This window comes from Pseudomonas mangiferae (genome assembly GCF_007109405.1).
GTDB classification, from domain to species: domain Bacteria; phylum Pseudomonadota; class Gammaproteobacteria; order Pseudomonadales; family Pseudomonadaceae; genus Pseudomonas_T; species Pseudomonas_T mangiferae.
In genome coordinates this window covers 337,384-354,529 of sequence record NZ_VJOY01000004.1, presented here as the reverse complement: position 1 = coordinate 354,529, position 17,146 = coordinate 337,384, and the positions used below count along the sequence as shown (strand labels likewise).

Below are 17,146 nucleotides of genomic sequence, written 5' to 3'. Positions count from 1 at the left end.
CCGCGCCTGCATGACCTATATAGAATATCCATTCCATCACTATCCTACTCCTTTCCTTTTCGGGCATACCAACGTCTAGCTACTTCTATAGTTATTGCTATCCCGTGCTTTGACTGATCAAGTTTCGGTTGGCTTCAACATAATCGGGGCTGACCTGTCCCTTATCTGGCATGACCTCCCCGGTCATTAGCCACCAGCGATATTGGGGATATAGCCTCCCTAGAAGCTCTACTTCTTCCGCGCCAACGCGCGCTCTGCCCCGCTTGATGCTCTGCCAGCGCACATAGTCTTTGCTGTTCACCTCTGCCAACTCTTTAAGGCTGGTCGCGTTCAGCAATTGATGCGCCCTATCGGCAATGCCTTGAGCCATTAAAAAATACCATTATGGATTATTGCCATATCTTACCTTTATGGATATTATCCATATGGACTATATCCACCTGGCAGCTTCAATTGCCTCGAATATTGACACGAATAGGCACGGAGCAACATGGGACTTGAGCAGCTAGACCCCGCCAAGCTGATTGGCCCGCAACAGGACGTTGAAACCATCGAAACCTGGGCAGACCGCAACGGCGTGACCTACGACACCGCCCGCGCCTGGGCTATGAGGGGCGTACTACCCACCGTAAAGCTCGGCAAACGCCGCATGGTCAACAGCGCAATGCTCCGTCACTGGCTGCTGGATCAGGAATGGACGGCATGACCATGGAAGTCGAGGAAATCAAGCTCACCGCAAAAGATCTGCTCGCGCCCCCACCGGTGATGCCCTGGCGGGAGTTCGCCGACTGGATTCGCATGGGAAACAGCCACGACATCGTGTGGGGCTGGATTCGTAACGGCTATATCCCCTCTCACAAGGTCGGCAAACACGTGATGGTGAACGTGGCGCTGTTCACGCGGGATCTGCTGGAAAAGGAGTGGATGGCATGACTAGCGACATTCTCCGTGGACTGCTTCACCAGCTCACCACACTCCGCACGAGCAAGCCTTCCCTAAGCGAAAAGGAAGCCGACCTGTATCTGTACCGCGCGGCCTATTTCGAAGGCTATCTGGCCGTTCTGCGGGATCAAGGGCTGATCACTTGGGACGAATGGGACCGCTTGTTCGATCTCCGGTCGAACCTGGGCTTACGCATAGGCGATCCGTTCCCCTCATGCGCTAACGCGGGTCCTGTCATGCCTGTCAGCGTGCGGATGGAACGCGCAAAAAAGCCTCAAGCGGTGGAGCCGGCGCATGAACCTGTCGAGCTACCTGCGGCTGACCCATGCGAGCAACTGCCAGTGCAGCGTGTGCTGGTCTCACCGTTCCATGTCCTCACCTGCCTCTTCGGGAAGCCGGCCCCCCGGCCCAACCGGGCACTTTTCACCCGACTGCACCCCAGCTGGGCGCCCGTTCTTCAAAGACGGCAAATGGTGGTGCAAGCCCGCCAGCTGCGTCTGCCGCTTGGGCTTACGAAAGTCCCGTGCGCCTTACTGGACGGTGATCGAGGACCGCGGCACGCCCGTTCCCTTCGTACCGATCCGCGAACCGTTCGAACTGGAGTGACCGCAGCATGAGCCAACCTACTGCACTTGTGGCCTGTGAATTCTCCGGCCGTGTACGCGACGCCCTGACAGCCGTGGGGTTCTACGCAGTGAGTTGTGATTTGCTGCCGTCAGAAACCGATGGGGAGCATATCCAGGGCGACGTCCTCGAAGTGCTCGATTGGGGCTGGGATCTGCTGATTGCCCATCCACCCTGTACGGATCTGGCCGTTTCGGGTGCTCGGCACTTTCCCGCCAAGATCGCGGATGGTCGGCAACAGCGTGCTCTTGAATTTGTCCGGCAGCTGATGGCTGCGCCTGTTCCCTACAAGGCCCTGGAAAATCCGAAGTCGATCATTTCGACGCAGATACGCAAGCCGGATCAGATCATCCAGCCCTGGATGTTCGGTCATGGCGAGCGCAAGGAAACCCATTTCTGGCTTGAGAACCTGCCGAAGCTTCAATCGACCAATATCGTCGAAGGTCGCGCTCCTGTAGTGCATTACATGGGGTCCGGCCCTGATCGCTGGCGTAATCGGTCCCGGACTTATCAGGGGGTTGCGGATGCAATTGCGCAGCAGTGGGGCGGCCATGTGAAAGAGGCCCTTGGAAAGTCCCGCCGTGCTGTGTGTTTGCTCAAGGCAGGTACTTGCCTCCAGGAGGTCAGGCCATGACATGGCTGTCGCCTCGTATCCTGGACGTCTTCCTGGTCAGCATGAGTGCTTCGTGCTTTGCGGATGCGTCCGCTCTGGCCACATGCAGCCTCACTGGGTGCGACCTGGCTCTGATGCTTGGCGTGGTGCTCTACATGCTGGCACGTGCGTTGTTCTGGTTTTCCTGGAATCTCCTGTTGCTGGAGGACGACACCCAATGACCCGGACACACAAGGCCCTGCGCTGGCTGGGGTTCTGGCTGGTCTACGGCGCGATTCTCCAATGGGTCGTGCCCCTGATTCGGTTCGCCGATGAAGTCGCGGAAGTGTCGCTGCTCCTGGGCGTCCTCACGGGCGCTCTGCTGATGAACGCCTCCATCGGACTGCTCTGGCTGATGATCCCTAAGGACCACCCCAAGCCCGCCCGACCCGGGCCCGCGCCCCCCGCCAAGGCTGAACCGGTCAGGGGCCGCGCTCCCGGCTTGTCCGAATGCGCTTCACCGTTCGGACAAACGGAAGCACGGGCGAAGCGCACCCTTGACCCACCCCGACCCGAAACAGCCTCAGCTAGGGAGTGTGGGGCAGCTCTCCCGCCCCGCGCTCCCGACGCCTCGCGGGCGAGAGTGGGATGACAAGGGCAACGCCCTTGGTGTTAACAGCCCCGCCGATGCACTCGGGGCAATGGTGAAACCGCAGTAGCAAGACTCACGTAGCAATACCCAACCGCCGAACTTCACGAACTGGCCACTTAACCGGCACGGCCCTTTGCACGCCTAAAAACGGCCCAGCACGTCATGAACGGCAACTAAACGCGCAACTAAGAGGACGCACCATGTTGTTTGATATTCCGGCTGCTAAAGCCACCTTGGAAGTGCTGGTCGTACAAACCGACTTCTATACCAAGAAAGACACCGGCGAGATTTTCGCCAGCCTGCAAGGCTTCTCGCCGATCCCGAAAGGCTCGAAAGAACGCCCCAATGCCCGGGGCTTCGAATTCACCGGATACGCCTGCGATCCCTCCGTATTGGAGGAAATCGACTTCGCTAACGGCCCGGTGAAGATGAAGTTTGAAACCGCCGTGCGCCCCACCCGCGACCAATACGGCCGCATCGAAAACAAACAAGTGATCGTCGCCGTGGTGCATGAGTCCAGCGCCCCGCGCCCGGCTGCGAGTACCGCACCGAACAAGCCGGCCGACAAGGTCAACGGCTAACCACGGCCGCCAAGGGAGCGCGATATGAGCACCTATTTGGCGAACGTCACCCTGGGCGATGTGTTCGCCCTCCAGCTCATTCTCGGCATGGTGCAGTGCGCCGTGCTGGGCATGATCCACGGCCACCAGAGGTAAGCGTCATGGCATTTCCCTGGGAGTTCTATAGCGCCATCGCCGGTGTGTTCGTGGGCTGCGCCGGGTTCGGGATCGCCTTCGGGCAATTCCGCCTCGGCATCAAAGAAATCGTCGACTCAACCGGAGCTTAATCCATGAAAACCACCCAACTGGCAATTCTGCCTTCCACCTCCAGCGTCGCGACTCCGGCCGGTAAAGCCGGGGGCCAATCCGTTGGCAAACACCTGTCCCTGGCATCCGTACTGGCTTTGGGCGCGGTCTCCGTGAACGCCCACGCTGCGTTCTCTGTGCCGTCCGAAGTGATTCAGGTCTTCACCGACCTGGGCGCGGCTGTCGGCACCCTGATGGCGGCCGCCGCTATGCTGTTCGGCCTGATCCGTGGCGGTACTGCCATCTTCAAAATCGCCAGCAAGTTCTTCGGCGCTGCCGGCGCGTAACACCCTGGGCCCGGCTGCGCACTTGCGCGCCGGGCTTTCTTTTGCCTGAGATTCGCGAGGCATGTTCTCCATGCGCGCCCTACTTCTTGCACTGCTGCTGGCTGCTGCCGGCAACGCCTTTGCCGAACCCTATACGTGGCTCTTCGGCAGCCAGCGTTTCGGTTCGGCTCAAGCCGCCTGCCAAGCCTGGTTCGACTCGTTTCCCCAGGGCCCGGAATACCACCTCGGTGTTTTCGTTAATGAGGCTCGGGCCGACTGCCTGAGCCTGTTGGGCAACATGGGCCAGAACGCGAGTGCCGTGGTTTATCGCTCGGGTGACTCCTGCCCGGAAAAGACCACCTACAACCCCAGCACCGGAGCTTGCGACCCGGACAAGCAAGCCTGTGAAGTCGGAATGACCGGGCTGTTCCGAAGTACCAATGCACCCATTCTGACGATCAACGGCCGCAATATCGTGGCGTCCACGCCGCCGACCGGGTGCAAAGCCACCTGTGAATACGTGGCGGATTCTTCCAAGCCCACCAGTTGCTACCGCACACCAGGCAGTGACACGGAAGGCTTCTGCAATTACAGCTTGAAAAGCACGGGTAATAACTGCGCGGCCGACTCCAATAACCCTGGCGGCGTAGGCCCGTCCCTGAACGATGCGCCGCCCCCGCCTGACACCCAGGAACCGCCCTCCGATCCCAAAGACCCCGGGTGCGGTCCTGGCTATTCGTGGTCCGGTACGACCTGCGTCAAGACACCCACCGACCCGAATAACCCGAACCCGAACAATCCCAACCCGAACGAACCGCCCAAAGACCCTGGTGATGGTTCGGGGAACGGCAATGGGAACGGCAACGGTAATGGCTCGGGTAACGGAAACGGGAATGGCAACGGGGACGGGTCCGGGAATGGAAACGGCAACGGCAACGGCTCGGGCGACGGCAATGGGGACGGCTCGGGCAATGGCAACGGTAACTGCAACCCCGCGACCGACCCGAACAAGTGCCAGGGCTCGTCGGTAGGCGGTGAGTCCTGCGATGCCCAGCTGGCCTGCACCGGAGACGCCATCACCTGCGCGATCCTCCGCCAGGAAAAGGCGCAGCGCTGCCTCGCCGACAAGATGTTCGGCGAGGACAAGAACACCGATCTGGAAAGCCTCGGCCGGGGCTTCGGTGACAAAGTACAGGAAGGCTTCGCGGACGGTGCCGACACCTATGCCGAGGGCGAAGGGGAAGCGCTAACGGAAACCCTGGGGCAGGCCGACGACAAGCTGGAAGAGGTTTTCGGCAAAGACGGCAGGGGGCTCGATAAGCACAACGTCCTCGACAAGATCATGCCCAAAGCATCCAGCTGTTCCGACATTAAGGTGTCGTTCAACTTCCGTGGCAAGACCTTCAACATCAATTTGCCGGTTTGTGAGCTGTCCCGGATGCGGGCCATCTTGGAATACGTGCTGTACGCGCTGACCGGTATCTACCTGTGGGACATGCTGGTCACGATTGCTGCAACGCCCATGGGAACCGCTAGAAGGGGGCGCCGCTGATGCCTTTCATTCTCGGTTTCCTGTTCCGGGGCCTCGTTGCCTTCTTCGGCAGCATGATCCCCAAAGCGGTAGCGACTTTGTTCGCCATCAAGGCCACCGATCGCATCGTGGACTTCGCCAAGAAGCTCGCGCTGATCGCCGCCATCATGTTGCTGATTGGTCTGGAAATTAAGGCGATCAATGAAGCCATCGCCTTACTGAAAGTCACCGTGCCCGACGAATACACGAAGCTCGGGGCGATGTTCTACCCATCCAACCTGCCGACCTGTGCGTCGATCATTACCGCCGCCAGCCTCTTGCGGATTTTCCTCGTCTGGAAAATCCGCGTCATGGAATATTTCGTCTGAGGGTGCCCCATGGCCGTCTACATCGTGACCGGCAAGCTGGGCGCCGGTAAGACCCTGCTCGCTGTCCAGAAAATTCAGGAATACCTAAAGCAAGGCCGTCCAGTGGCGGTGAACATTGATGTGCGCATGGAAAAGCTCTGCCGGCCGGGCAATCGGTATTCCCGCGTGGTGCGCCTGCCGGATCTGCCCACCGCTGATGATCTGCTCGGCCTGGGCTATGGCTGCGAGCAGTACGACGAAGAGAAATTCGGCGGCATCTTCCTTGACGAAGCCGGCGTGTGGCTCAACTCCCGGGACTGGAACCAGGGCGGCCGTACCGACCTGCTGAAGTTCTTCCTGCACCTGCGCAAACGCCGCTGGGACCTCTGGCTACTGGTGCAGAACGTCGGCGTCATCGACAAGCAAATCCGCGAGTCCATCGCCGAGTTCGTTGTCTACCTGACCCGCTGGGACCGGGTGAAAATTCCGCTGGTCACGCCCATCGGCCGCATGCTGACCCTGGGCATCTGGAAAGGCCGCCTGCCCAAATGGCATTACGCCCTGGTGAAGTACGGGGCCAAGGCCAACGCCCTCAAGGCGGATGAGTGGTACTTCAGCGGCAAGACTTTCTACAGTTTTTACGACACCACGCAGGAATACGACTCCGGCTATGACAAGGGGGCGTATTCGCTGCTGCCCCCGGGCTACCTGCGCCCTCGCTGGCCGGTCTCTCCGCGAACCTGGGGCTTTCTCATGCGTACCACCCGCATCTTCTTCAAGCGCACTCGCGTCATCAACGCCTTCCTCCTGGGCCTAAGCGTCGCCGGGGTGCTGGTGGGGCTGTTCATCTGGCTGGTGCCCATCGAACAGGTGCCGGTGGCCAGCGTCGGCGCCGAGCACACCGCCGCGCCCGCCGCCGAAGCACTCCAGGCGCCGCCCAAGCCCAAGCTCGCCGAGGAATTCGCCGGCCTGCGCGTGTCGGCCTTCCTGCAAGTCCCCGAAGGCCAGCGCTACGTGTTCAAGACCGCCGACGGTCGCCGCCTGACCACGGCCGACCTGGAAGCTCGCGGGATCATTGTGCAGTCGCTTTCGCCCTCCCAAGCGTTCCTGATCCGGGGCGCTGACTACCTGTCCATCTACCGCTGAAGGTGCCCGTGATGCTCCGTCCTCTTGCCGGCCTGCTCGCCCTGGGCCTGACCCTGCAACCGGTGCACGCCACCGAAGCGATCCAGATTGCCGACGGTACCCTGTTCGATTTCGTCGACTGGGCCTCGGCGCACCTGGGCAAGTCCCTGGTGGTAGGTGCTGATATCCGCGCCGCGCCTCTGACCATCTATGCGCAGTACGACTCGCCGGCCCAGCTGGAAGCGCTGGTCAATCAAGCGGTGCGCTCGGCCGGGTTCTACCTGAACAGCGATGCCAAGACCTTGCAGATCACCGCCCAACCGCCTGCGCCTGCGGCCGTGCCCTTCCAGACCGAGGTGATCCAGCTGCAACACCTGCAATCCGACTTCGCTTATCAGGCCGTGCGCGACGTGCTGACTGCCCGCCCCCAGGCCGAAGCGCCCGGCCAGCAGACTCCCACCGCGGCTGCCAGCCAGAACCAGGCCATGGTCACGCCCTCGCCCACCTCCAACGCGCTGATCGTCACCGCCAGCGCCGAGCAGATTGCCGTGATCCGCAAGGTGGTACAGGAAATCGACCGACCACGGCGCCAGGTGCTGATCACGGCGGTGGTCGCCGAGCTGGCCGACGATGACTTCGAATCCCTGGGCCTGAACGTCTCGGCCAAGAACGGCCGGTTCTCCCTGGGTGGTGTTTCCGTGGGCAAGGTGGACCGTTCCGACCTGGGCTTCTCGCTCACCTTCGACGGGCCGACCCTGGGCGCCTTCTTCCAGGCGGTGAAGTCCACCGGGCATAACCGCATTCTCTCAACCCCGCAGTTGCTCACCCTCAACCGCGAGGAAGCCAGCATCGTCGTTGGCCAGAACGTTCCGTTCATCACCGGGACCACCACCTCGGGCGCCACGCCAGCGAACAACCCGTACCAGACCATCACCCGCCAAGACGTAGGCGTCACCTTGCAGGTGACACCCTTCATCACCCCGTCCGGGGCTATTGAGCTGTCCATCAAGCAGGACGCCTCCAGCGTCTCCGGCGACAAGACCGCTGCCGACATCATCACCAACACCCGGCGCATCGCCACCAAGGTGCAGCTCGACAACGGCTCCGGGGTGCTCCTGGGCGGCCTGCGCTCGCAACAAACCGACCGCACTGCCACCCGGGTGCCACTGCTCTCGGATATCCCCGTGGTGGGCCACCTGTTTCGCTTCGACTCCGAACGCGCCAAGGCCACCAACCTCGTCGTGATGCTTTCCGCGCGGATCTTCGACCCCGCCGGGCAGAAGGCGCCGGTATTCATCGACCCCGCCTCCACCCACCCCCTCCAGCTCCCGGATTACTCGGTTTCCGACGAGAAAACAGGTCGGGCTGCGGGAATCGGGCGGCTTTGATCGCAGAGCGAGGCCGCCCGATTTCCGCGGACCGGGCGGACGTCCCTGTAGCACGTCTTACAACCCGCTTTTGAATTCGTCGTTTTTGGACATTAGGAGTGAATACATGAAAAAGGCAGTCGATCAGGTGCGGCTGGACCCGCTCACTGGTCTTGAGGATCGTTACGGGCGTCTGTTCGTCGATCCGGGTACGGCCAAGCTCACCGATTTGTCATCGGTGCGGCTGCTGGGCTGCCGGGTCGATACGGTCCGCCAGCTCTACCGGGGGCGTATCCGCCCTGACGTGATGCTCAAGCTGGAGCAAGGCGGCATCGTCGAGTTCGCCGGCCATGAATGGCATGCAGGCCGCGTGGGCCGCGACTCCGGCTACCAGTTCAAACTACAGAACGCCGACCTGGGCTTCGTGCTGCTGCTGAAGAACTTCAACGTGAAAATCGATGTGATCGGCCCGCACCTGAAAATCGAGGTCAGCCCCCACGCGATCCAGTCGTGCACGCCTGAGGTTCTGCAAGGCTGGTTGGATCGTTTCGCCAGCGAAGCCCTGGAGCACGTCGAGGCGAACCAGTGCGCCGTGCACCTTGCCCTGGATGTGCAGGGCTGGAAGCCGCCTGCGGATCTGATCGACCGCCTGCTGTGCCGTGCCCGCACGCGCCGCGACTTGTCCGGCATCAAGGAAGTGCACTATGACGGGGAAGCGGTCAGCTATGGCCGGGGCCAGTCCTTCCTGTTCGGCTCCGCAGCCGGTATCCAGCTCGCCATCTACGACAAGACCCTCCAGGCGTACAGCATCGACAAGCTGGACTACTGGAAGGCCCGTTGGGCTGAACTGGACAACCCGTTCGATCCGGCCGACTCCATGAACTACGACCCGGACGCGCCCGTCTGGCGGGTGGAGCTGCGCTTCCACCACACCATCGTCCAGCAGTTCGCTGACGGCTCGGAAGTCGCGGGCCAGACCCTGGATAGCTGCACCTTCGTCGAGCTGGCGCCGCATCTAGACGGCCTGTTTCAGTACGGTTTGGAGTCCTTCCGCCTGCCGTCGAGCAAGGGCGTTTTTGATGCCTTCTGGACCCTCATGCGGCAGGACGTGCGGGTCAGCGTACCGGTCGAATCCCTGGCCGAGCAGACCTACTACAAGCGCCACTACAAGACCTCGCGCGGCTTCTCCGGCAAGAACGTCGAACTGTTCCTGGGCAATTTCGTCAGCCTGCTGGCGCGGGAGCGAACCAGCGCGGAAAAGGCGTTCGCCAGCCTCCAGACGTGGGAGTGCTGGCCAGCCATCCGCGACCACTACGCCGATAAGGACATGGGCGAGCGGGACATCTACCGCCATATCCAGAACCTCTTGCGGGACCGCATCGTCCGCTGGGGGCGAGCCGTCTAATGGCGATCACGCAACTACCTGACGGCCGCTGGAAAGTCGATGTGGAGCCCATCAAGGGCAAGCGCTTCCGCAAGACCTTCAAGACCAAGGGCGAAGCCCAGCGCTTCGAAGCGACCTGCCGCGCCAAGTGCATCCACACGCCTGATTGGTCACCCAAGCCCAAGGACCGTCGGCGCCTTTCCGAACTGATTACCCGCTGGGCGGCGCTGCATGGTCACACCCTGGCGGATGGCGATGCACGGCGGCGCCTGCTGATGGACATGGCTAAGGGGCTGGGCGATCCGGTTGCGATCCGCATGACCGGCGATGTGTATGCCGATTACCGGGCTCGTCTCTTGGAAGCCGGCAATAACCCCAAGACGGTGAACAACCGCCTGGGCTACCTGCGTTCGGTCTTCAACGTGCTGTACCAGCTCGGCGATATCGACTACGCCAACCCGCTCGCCAGGGTTCGGCCGCTTCGCCTTCAGGAAAAGGAACTGACTTACCTGACAGACGAACAGGTCGACCTGCTATTCGAGGTCATCCATAACCGCTGCAAGGTGCCGCATGTGGCGATGGTCGCCATGATCTGTCTGGCCACCGGTGCACGTTGGGGCGAAGCGCAGGCGCTCACGCCTGAGCGGGTCCGATCAGGCATGGTGTCCTACGTGAACACCAAGGGAAAACGGGTTCGGTCGATTCCGGTGGACCCGGTTCTCGAAGAACGGATCAGGGACCATTTCAAGCGGCACGGGCTGTTCTCCAACTGCCTGAACAGCTTTCACAAGTCGCTGACCGCTACAGGCATCGTTCTGCCGCCTGGGCAGTCTTCCCATGTTCTTCGGCACACGTTCGCCAGCCGCTTCGTCATGAACGGCGGGAATATCCTGACGCTGCAAAAGATTCTCGGGCACACGTCGCTGGCGATGACGATGCGCTATGCGCACCTGGCGCCGGAGCATCTGCGGGACGCGGTGAGGTTGGGTCCGGTGGCCGACTTTCGACAGTTCTTCGACACATGGCCGGCCTAGAAAGCAAAAGCCCCCGAAACTCTAGGAATTTCAGGGGCTTAGGGAATCATTATGGCGGGGAGATAGGGATTTGAACCCTAGGTGCCATTGCTGACACAACGGATTTCGAATCCGTCCCGTTCGGCCACTCCGGCATCTCCCCGGGGCGGCGCGCATGATAACAGCTGGCGCCGCGGCGGTGAACCCATCAGGCGAATTTTTCGCGTGGTTTCAGGCTGTTGCGGGGTTCAGAGCGGTACACCCAGGCGCACCGCCACTTCCTCGTAGGCTTCGATGACGTCGCCCAGGCCTTGGCGGAAGCGGTCCTTGTCCATTTTCTTGCGGGTTTCCTTGTCCCACAGGCGGCAGCCGTCGGGACTGAACTCGTCGCCCAGGACGATCTCGCCATGGAACAGCCCGAACTCCAGCTTGAAATCCACCAGCAGCAGGCCCGCATCGCTGAAGAGCGCGGACAACACCTCGTTGACCTTGACCGACAGCGCTTTCATGCGCGCCAGTTGCTCGGCGTTGGCCCAGCCGAAGGAGATCACGTGGGACTCGTTGATGAAGGGGTCGCCCAAGGCGTCGTTCTTCAGGAACAGTTCGAAGGTCGGCGGCACCAGCTCGCGGCCTTCTTCGATGCCCAGGCGGCGCACCAGGCTGCCGGCTGTGTAATTGCGTACCACGCACTCCACCGGGATCATCTCGAGCTTCTTCACCAGGCACTCGGTGTCCGACAGCAGGCGGTCGAACTGAGTCGGCACGCCAGCCGCTTCCAGCTTCTCCATGATGAAGGCGTTGAACTTGTTGTTCACCGCACCCTTGCGTTCGAGCTGCTCGACTTTCTTGCCGTCGAAGGCCGAGGTGTCGTTGCGGAACAGGAGGACCAGGCGATCGGCATCATCGGTGGCATACACCGACTTGGCCTTGCCGCGGTAGAGTTCTGCGCGTTTTTCCATGATGGGCTCCGCTTGCTGGAAGGTGGGGCTCAGGCGATCTCGCGCCAGTCCAGCCCCGAATCTTGATCGGCCACCTGCAACCAGTCGGGGTCGCACCCGAGGGTCTCGGTGAAGGCCTGCCGGGCCAGGTGTGGCAGGTTGTTCTTTTCGCTCAGGTGGGCCAGGACCAGGTGCTGCAGGCGCTTCCAACCGGCCTCTTTAACCAGCAGGGCGGCCTGGCGATTGTTCATGTGGCCATGGCTGCCGCCCACCCGCACCTTGAGGAAATACGGATAAGGCCCGCTGGCGAGCATGTCGCTGTCGTGGTTTGCCTCCATCACCAGGGCATCCAGGTCGCTGTAGCGCTCCACCACCCCTGGCGTGCTGGAGCCCAGGTCGGTGAGCAGGCCCAGCCGGCGGCGCCCATCGGAAAACACGAACTGCGTCGGCTCGCGGGCGTCGTGGGCCACGGATACCACATCGATCAGCAGGTCACGTAGGGCCATCGGTCGACCGGCCTGGAGCAGCCCGGCCGGGGGCAGAGGCTTGCGCAGGCCACGGGCGGTGCCGTCGCTCATGTACACCGGGATGCTGTAGCGCCGAGCCAGCAGTTCGGCGCCGTTGCAGTGATCGGAATGCTCGTGGGTGAGCAGGATCGCGCTCAGCTGGCAGGGGCTGCGGTTCAGCCGCGCCAGCCGGCGCTCGATCTCGCGCAAGGTAAAGCCACAGTCCACCAGCAGGCGGGTGGTGCCATGCTCGATCAGCGTCGCGTTGCCACGGCTGCCGCTGCCCAGGATGGCGAAGCGCACTTAACCGAGGTTTTCCTGGATCAGGCTGAGCACCCGGCGGGCCACGTCATCAGGCGCCACGGTGTTGATGTCCTTCTCGACGCTGACCTGCACACTGTCGCCCACATTGGTCAGGCGGACCTGGTAACGCTCGGCGCGGGCGTCAATCTCTTCCTTGGTGGGCTTGCTGCCCCACATGCGACCGAAGAAGCCCGGTTCGTCGGTCTTCTTCTCGGCGCCTTCGGCCAGGTTGATGTAGTAGATGCCGAGGCTGCGGTTGAGGTCGTCGACCCGCACGTTGCCCTGCTCCAGGGCCCGGCTGACGCTGGACCAGGCGCGATCGAAGTCGGCCCCCAGGTTGAGCACCGGGTTGCCGTTGCCATCCTCGGTCAGGGAGACGCGGCTGGGCGCATCGAAGTCGCGGGCGGCCAGCAGGGAGACGGAGCCGCCCTGCTCGGCACCGCGGGACAGGGTGGCGATGAGTTCGTCGAGCAGCGCGGATTCCAGGCTGGAACTGCTGGACTGCTTCGGCCAGCCCGCATCGGCGGTGCTGCCGGCAGGACGGTCGGTGGTCAGCAGGTAGATTTCGCTGGTGTTGCGCTGCACGCCCGGCTCGATACGCACATGAACGCGCACTTCGCTGTCCGGGGAAAGTCCGGAGACACGACCGCCGAAGCGGCGCGCCAGGGGCACCGACAGGCGATCGAGGGATTGCCAGTCGGTGCTGAACTCGCCGGTCTGGGGACGCTCGTCGACGATGCGGAAACCGCCGTCCTCGAAGAACTGGCGGACGCCTGGCCAGGCTTCGGCGGGCACCCGTTGGGCCACGACCCAGCGCGTGTCGCCGCTTTTCTGCAGGCTGAAGTCGCTCGCTTCGCCGCGGACCGACAGGGCCTGCGGGCGCGGCACGTCATACTCGCGATCCTGAGGCAGCGAGGCGACGTTGTTGGGGATCGGCAACAGCTCGTCGAGCCGCTTGGCGTCGACGCCTTCCGGGACCTGCATGGGTGCGGTCTGCCGGGAGGCCTGGTAGTCGTTGCTGCGGTCGCGGAAATAGCCTTCGTCGCCCCACAGCCAGGCACAGCCGCCGGTGCTGGAAAGGACGAGGGCGAGCGCGGAGAGTCCGGCCAGTCGCTTCATTCAGTGGTAAACCTCAATTAAGCCAGGACGCCGGACTGGCGCAGGGCCTGCCGCACGGTCTCGTGACAGCGCGGGCTCAGCCAGGTCAGGGGCAGGCGGATGCCGTCGGGGATCAGGCCCATCTCGTGCAGCGCCCATTTGACGGGAATCGGGTTGGATTCGATGAACAGCGCCTTGTGCAGCGGAAGCAGGCGGTCGTTGATGGCGCGGGCCGCGGCGGCGTCGCCGGCCATGGCAGCCTTGCACAGGTCGCTCATGGCGCGCGGCGCCACGTTGGCGGTCACCGAGATGTTGCCCTTGCCGCCCATCAGCATCAGCTCGACGGCCGTGGCGTCGTCACCGGAGTAGACGAGGAAATCGCGCTCGACCCGGTCGAGGATCTCTTGGGCACGCTGCAGGTCGCCGGTGGCTTCCTTGATACCGACGATGTTGGCCACCTTGGCCAGGCGCTCGACGGTCTCCGGCAGCATGTCGCAAGCGGTGCGGCCCGGTACGTTGTAGAGAATCTGGGGAATCGCCACGGCTTCGGCGATGTGCCGGAAGTGCTGGTAGAGCCCTTCCTGGGTCGGCTTGTTGTAGTAGGGGGTCACCAGCAGGCAGGCATCGGCGCCGACCCGCTTGGCTTCGGTGGAGAGCTCGACCGACTCGCGGGTGGAGTTGCCACCGGTCCCGGCGATCACCGGGATGCGCCCGGCGACCTGGTCCACCACGCGGCGGATGACCTCCACGTGCTCGGTCACTTCCAGGGTGGCGGATTCGCCCGTGGTGCCGACCGCGACGATGGCATCGGTACCCTCCTGGAGGTGGAAGTCCACCAGCTTGCCCAGGCTGTCCCAATCGAGACCGCCCTGTGCGTCCAGAGGCGTCACCAGCGCCACCATACTGCCCGCAATCATGCAACCGCTCCTGCCGGGTGAAAAAGAGCCGTAATGGTACTGGCGCCACCTGTCCAGCACAAGCTGAGCGCGGGTGCTCAAGCATTCCCCTGGCCGGCGCTTTTCGCTAACCTTCCGCCTTCTTCGACAGTCGCTCGGTCGATCCTCTTCGCTTTTAGGAATGCTGCATGTCCACCCCTCCCGTTCGTGAACAATTCCTCGTCATCAGCGCGCTCGGCACCGACCCGATGGAGCTCACCAGCTCGATCTGCCGCGCCAGCCAGGAGAACCGTTGCGCACTGGTCAGCAGCCGACTGACCCGCCACGGCGAATACAGCGCGCTGACGTTGCAGGTGGGAGGCAGTTGGGATGGTCTGGCGCGTCTGGAGGCGGGCCTGCCGAGCCTGGCCAAGCGCCAGGGTTTCACGGTCAGCGTGACCCGCAGCAGCGCGATGGAGCCGCGTCCCCAGGCTTTGCCCTACGTCGCCTACATCAGCGCGGCGTTCCGCCCGGACATCCTCAACGAACTGTGCCAGTTCTTCGCCGACCACCGGGTGGAGCTGGAGAGCCTGACCTACGACACCTACCAGGCGCCCCAGACCGGCAGCACCATGCTCAACGCGACCCTCACGGTGATCCTGCCGGCGGGTACCCAGATCGGCTGGCTGCGCGACCAGTTCCTCGACTTCGCCGACGCCCTCAACCTCGACGCCCTGATCGAACCCTGGCGTCCCCAGCATCAATAAGGATTGCAGCATGGCGATCGCCCTGGACCAGCCGGTAGACGACTTCGAAGCCCAGGCCACGGGTGGCCCGGTGCGCCTCTCGGCGCTGCGCGGCAAGCAGGTGGTGCTGTACTTCTACCCCAAGGACAACACCCCGGGCTGCACCACCCAGGGCCAGGGCTTCCGTGATCGTCACGACGACTTCCTGGCGGCCGACACCGTGGTGCTCGGGGTATCCCGCGACAGCCTCAAGACCCACGAGAACTTCAAGGCCAAGCAGGGCTTCCCGTTCGAGCTGATCACCGACAAGGACGAAGCGCTCTGCCAGCTGTTCGACGTGATCAAGCTGAAGAAGCTCTACGGCAAGGAATACCTGGGCGTCGACCGCAGCACCTTCCTGATCGACCGCGAAGGCGTCTTGCGCCAGGCCTGGCGCGGGGTCAAGGTGCCCGGCCACGTGGACGCGGTGTTGGCCGCCGCCCAGGCCCTATCCCGGGCGGCCCTTTCCCGGGCCTGATGCCTCAGACGGGAGCCGGCGGCGGTAGCGACTCGGGGCGCGGCCAGGCGTCCAGTAGCGCCTTGCAGAGGGTGGCCAGGGGAATGGCGAAGAATACGCCCCAGAATCCCCACAGGCCGCCAAACAGCAGCACGGCGCAGATGATCGCCACCGGATGCAGGCTCACCGCCTCGGAGAACAGCAGCGGCACCAGCACGTTGCCGTCCAGCGCCTGGATCACCCCGTACACCACCATCAGGTAGATGAACTGGTCGCTCCAGCCCCACTGGAACAGCGCGATCAGCGCCACCGGCACCGTCACCACCACGGCGCCGATGTAGGGCACCACGACCGACAAGCCCACCAGCAGCGCCAGCAGCGCTGCGTAGTTGAGCCCGAGCCAGAGGAAGGCCACGTAGGTCACCCCGCCGCAGATGACGATCTCGATGACCTTGCCGCGGATGTAGTTGGCGATCTGCCGGTTCATTTCCACCCAGACCTGGGTCATCAGCCGGCGCCGACGCGGCAGGTAGCCGCCCAGCCAGCCGCCGATGAGCTGGCGGTCCTTGAGGAAGAAGAACACCAGGATCGGCACCAGCACCAGGTAGATCATGATGTTGACCAGCAGCGGCAGGCTGGACAGGGAGAAGGTCAGGGCCCATTGGCCGAACTTGCCGATCTCGCCCCGGGCCGCCTCGATGGCCTGAAGCACCTGCTCGTCGGTGACCAGGTGCGGGTAGCGCTCCGGCAGCACCAGCAACAGCGATTGCCACTCGCCCAGCATCCGCGGCAATTCGTTGAACAGGGTGATCAACTGCTGCCAGAGCAAGGGCAGCAGCACCAGCAGGCCCACCGCCAGCAGGCCGATGAACAGCACGTAGACCAGCCACACGGCCGCCTGCTCGTGCAGGTGCAGGCGCTCCAGCTGGTTGACCAGGCCCTGCATGAGGAACGCCAGCACCAGCCCGGCCAGCACCGGGGCAAGCATGCCGCCCAAGGTAAGGATCGCGGCGAACCCGAGGATCAGCAGCAGCGCCAGCACCACCGCTTCCTCGTCGGAGAAGTAGCGCCGCACCCAGTCTTGAAGCACCTTGAACATCGGGAATCCTTGAGAACGATCGGAAGGCGGGCAGCGCCGCCATGGGGTCAGCCCTTGCGCAGCCAGTAGCGGAACACCCCGCCCTCCTCCTCCTCGTGCTCCAGCACGTGGCCGGCCAGCCGGGCGAAGGCGGCGAAGTCGCGACGTGAACCGGCGTCGGTCGCGGTGACCTTGAGCAAGGCGCCGCGGGGCAGGCGGTTGAGTTCGAGCTTCGCCTTCAGCAGTGGCATCGGGCATTTCAGGCCGCTGGTGTCCAGCTCGACGTCAGGGGTGAGGGCCGTGTCGGTCATGGGCTCGATTCTCCGGGAAGTCGGCTAGGATACCCAAGCCGGCGCGGCCCTGGCCAGTTGGACGGGGCGCCCGCTACAGTAACGAC

General features: G+C 63.2%; 23 protein-coding genes and 1 tRNA gene. 16 read left to right on the top strand and 8 right to left on the bottom strand.

Annotated elements, in window-relative coordinates:
• Positions 1–97 precede the first annotated feature (97 nt).
• A complete protein-coding gene (locus FM069_RS07890; protein ID WP_143487744.1) occupies positions 98–370 on the bottom strand; it encodes a DNA-binding protein in 273 nt (90 codons plus the stop codon).
• A gap of 120 nt (positions 371–490) precedes the next feature.
• Here FM069_RS07890 and FM069_RS07885 point away from each other — a divergent pair, with 120 nt between their 5' ends.
• The 14 genes from FM069_RS07885 (at position 491) to FM069_RS07825 (ending at position 10,730) form a co-directional block, all read left to right on the top strand.
• The gene (locus FM069_RS07885) at positions 491–706 is read left to right on the top strand and encodes a DNA-binding protein (protein WP_143487743.1); all 216 of its coding nucleotides are present in this window, start codon (positions 491–493) and stop codon (positions 704–706) included.
• Between the two features lie 2 nt (positions 707–708).
• Positions 709–933, top strand: a complete 225-nt coding sequence (locus FM069_RS07880) for a DNA-binding protein (protein WP_143487773.1) — start codon at positions 709–711, stop codon at positions 931–933.
• 303 nt (positions 934–1,236) lie between these two features.
• Entirely contained in the window at positions 1,237–1,548 is a 312-nt protein-coding gene (gene pflM / locus FM069_RS22260) for a lysogeny maintenance protein PflM (RefSeq protein ID WP_178106683.1), read from the top strand.
• 7 nt (positions 1,549–1,555) lie between these two features.
• The gene (locus FM069_RS07875; protein ID WP_143487742.1) at positions 1,556–2,200 is read left to right on the top strand and encodes a DNA cytosine methyltransferase; all 645 of its coding nucleotides are present in this window, start codon (positions 1,556–1,558) and stop codon (positions 2,198–2,200) included.
• Positions 2,197–2,400, top strand: a complete 204-nt coding sequence (locus tag FM069_RS07870; RefSeq protein WP_143487741.1) for a hypothetical protein — start codon at positions 2,197–2,199, stop codon at positions 2,398–2,400. The genes FM069_RS07875 and FM069_RS07870 overlap by 4 nt, the downstream gene beginning before the upstream one ends.
• A 610-nt stretch (positions 2,401–3,010) precedes the next feature.
• Positions 3,011–3,391, top strand: a complete 381-nt coding sequence (locus FM069_RS07860) for a DNA-binding protein (protein ID WP_143487739.1) — start codon at positions 3,011–3,013, stop codon at positions 3,389–3,391.
• 140 nt (positions 3,392–3,531) lie between these two features.
• Entirely contained in the window at positions 3,532–3,657 is a 126-nt protein-coding gene (locus tag FM069_RS22035) for a hypothetical protein (protein WP_267904178.1), read from the top strand.
• Between the two features lie 3 nt (positions 3,658–3,660).
• Positions 3,661–3,963 (top strand): hypothetical protein, encoded by a 303-nt coding sequence (locus tag FM069_RS07855; protein WP_233282000.1) that lies wholly within the window; start codon positions 3,661–3,663, stop codon positions 3,961–3,963.
• 70 nt (positions 3,964–4,033) lie between these two features.
• Positions 4,034–5,494 (top strand): hypothetical protein, encoded by a 1,461-nt coding sequence (locus tag FM069_RS07850; protein ID WP_143487738.1) that lies wholly within the window; start codon positions 4,034–4,036, stop codon positions 5,492–5,494.
• The gene (locus tag FM069_RS07845; protein WP_143487737.1) at positions 5,494–5,841 is read left to right on the top strand and encodes a hypothetical protein; all 348 of its coding nucleotides are present in this window, start codon (positions 5,494–5,496) and stop codon (positions 5,839–5,841) included. Before FM069_RS07850 ends, FM069_RS07845 begins: the two co-directional genes overlap by 1 nt.
• Positions 5,842–5,850: 9 nt before the next feature.
• Positions 5,851–6,966, top strand: coding sequence for a zonular occludens toxin domain-containing protein (locus FM069_RS07840; RefSeq protein ID WP_143487736.1), 1,116 nt, complete (start codon positions 5,851–5,853; stop codon positions 6,964–6,966).
• Positions 6,967–6,977: 11 nt separating this feature from the next.
• Positions 6,978–8,333 carry a type II secretion system protein GspD gene (locus FM069_RS07835; RefSeq protein WP_143487735.1) on the top strand — a complete coding sequence of 452 codons (1,356 nt, stop codon included), beginning with the start codon at positions 6,978–6,980 and terminating at the stop codon, positions 8,331–8,333.
• Positions 8,334–8,439: 106 nt separating this feature from the next.
• Positions 8,440–9,717 carry a hypothetical protein gene (locus FM069_RS07830; protein ID WP_143487734.1) on the top strand — a complete coding sequence of 426 codons (1,278 nt, stop codon included), beginning with the start codon at positions 8,440–8,442 and terminating at the stop codon, positions 9,715–9,717.
• Complete coding sequence (locus FM069_RS07825; RefSeq protein ID WP_143487733.1) at positions 9,717–10,730, top strand: phage integrase; 1,014 nt, start codon at positions 9,717–9,719, stop codon at positions 10,728–10,730. Before FM069_RS07830 ends, FM069_RS07825 begins: the two co-directional genes overlap by 1 nt.
• Positions 10,731–10,782: 52 nt before the next feature.
• Here FM069_RS07825 and FM069_RS07820 read toward each other — a convergent pair.
• The 5 genes from FM069_RS07820 to dapA form a co-directional block, all read right to left on the bottom strand.
• Positions 10,783–10,872, bottom strand: a tRNA-Ser gene (locus FM069_RS07820).
• 85 nt (positions 10,873–10,957) lie between these two features.
• Positions 10,958–11,668, bottom strand: a complete 711-nt coding sequence (gene purC / locus FM069_RS07815) for a phosphoribosylaminoimidazolesuccinocarboxamide synthase (protein WP_143487732.1) — start codon at positions 11,666–11,668, stop codon at positions 10,958–10,960.
• A 29-nt stretch (positions 11,669–11,697) separates the two neighbouring features.
• Positions 11,698–12,456: an MBL fold metallo-hydrolase gene (locus FM069_RS07810; RefSeq protein WP_143487731.1), complete on the bottom strand. Its 759-nt coding sequence runs from the start codon at positions 12,454–12,456 to the stop codon at positions 11,698–11,700.
• Complete coding sequence (bamC, locus tag FM069_RS07805) at positions 12,457–13,575, bottom strand: outer membrane protein assembly factor BamC (protein WP_143487730.1); 1,119 nt, start codon at positions 13,573–13,575, stop codon at positions 12,457–12,459. It lies immediately after the preceding gene.
• Between the two features lie 17 nt (positions 13,576–13,592).
• A complete protein-coding gene (gene dapA / locus FM069_RS07800) occupies positions 13,593–14,471 on the bottom strand; it encodes a 4-hydroxy-tetrahydrodipicolinate synthase (RefSeq protein WP_143487729.1) in 879 nt (292 codons plus the stop codon).
• Positions 14,472–14,638: 167 nt separating this feature from the next.
• Between dapA and FM069_RS07795 the strand changes: the two genes are divergently transcribed.
• Together FM069_RS07795 and FM069_RS07790 are read left to right on the top strand one after the other, a co-directional pair.
• Entirely contained in the window at positions 14,639–15,196 is a 558-nt protein-coding gene (locus FM069_RS07795) for a glycine cleavage system protein R (protein WP_143487728.1), read from the top strand.
• A gap of 10 nt (positions 15,197–15,206) precedes the next feature.
• Positions 15,207–15,692, top strand: coding sequence for a peroxiredoxin (locus FM069_RS07790; RefSeq protein ID WP_143487727.1), 486 nt, complete (start codon positions 15,207–15,209; stop codon positions 15,690–15,692).
• A gap of 4 nt (positions 15,693–15,696) precedes the next feature.
• Here the strand turns inward: FM069_RS07790 and FM069_RS07785 are convergent, their stop codons facing one another.
• Positions 15,697–16,770 carry an AI-2E family transporter gene (locus FM069_RS07785; protein ID WP_143487726.1) on the bottom strand — a complete coding sequence of 358 codons (1,074 nt, stop codon included), beginning with the start codon at positions 16,768–16,770 and terminating at the stop codon, positions 15,697–15,699.
• Between the two features lie 47 nt (positions 16,771–16,817).
• Complete coding sequence (locus FM069_RS07780; protein ID WP_143487725.1) at positions 16,818–17,060, bottom strand: sulfurtransferase TusA family protein; 243 nt, start codon at positions 17,058–17,060, stop codon at positions 16,818–16,820.
• Between the last annotated feature and the right edge of the window lie 86 nt (positions 17,061–17,146).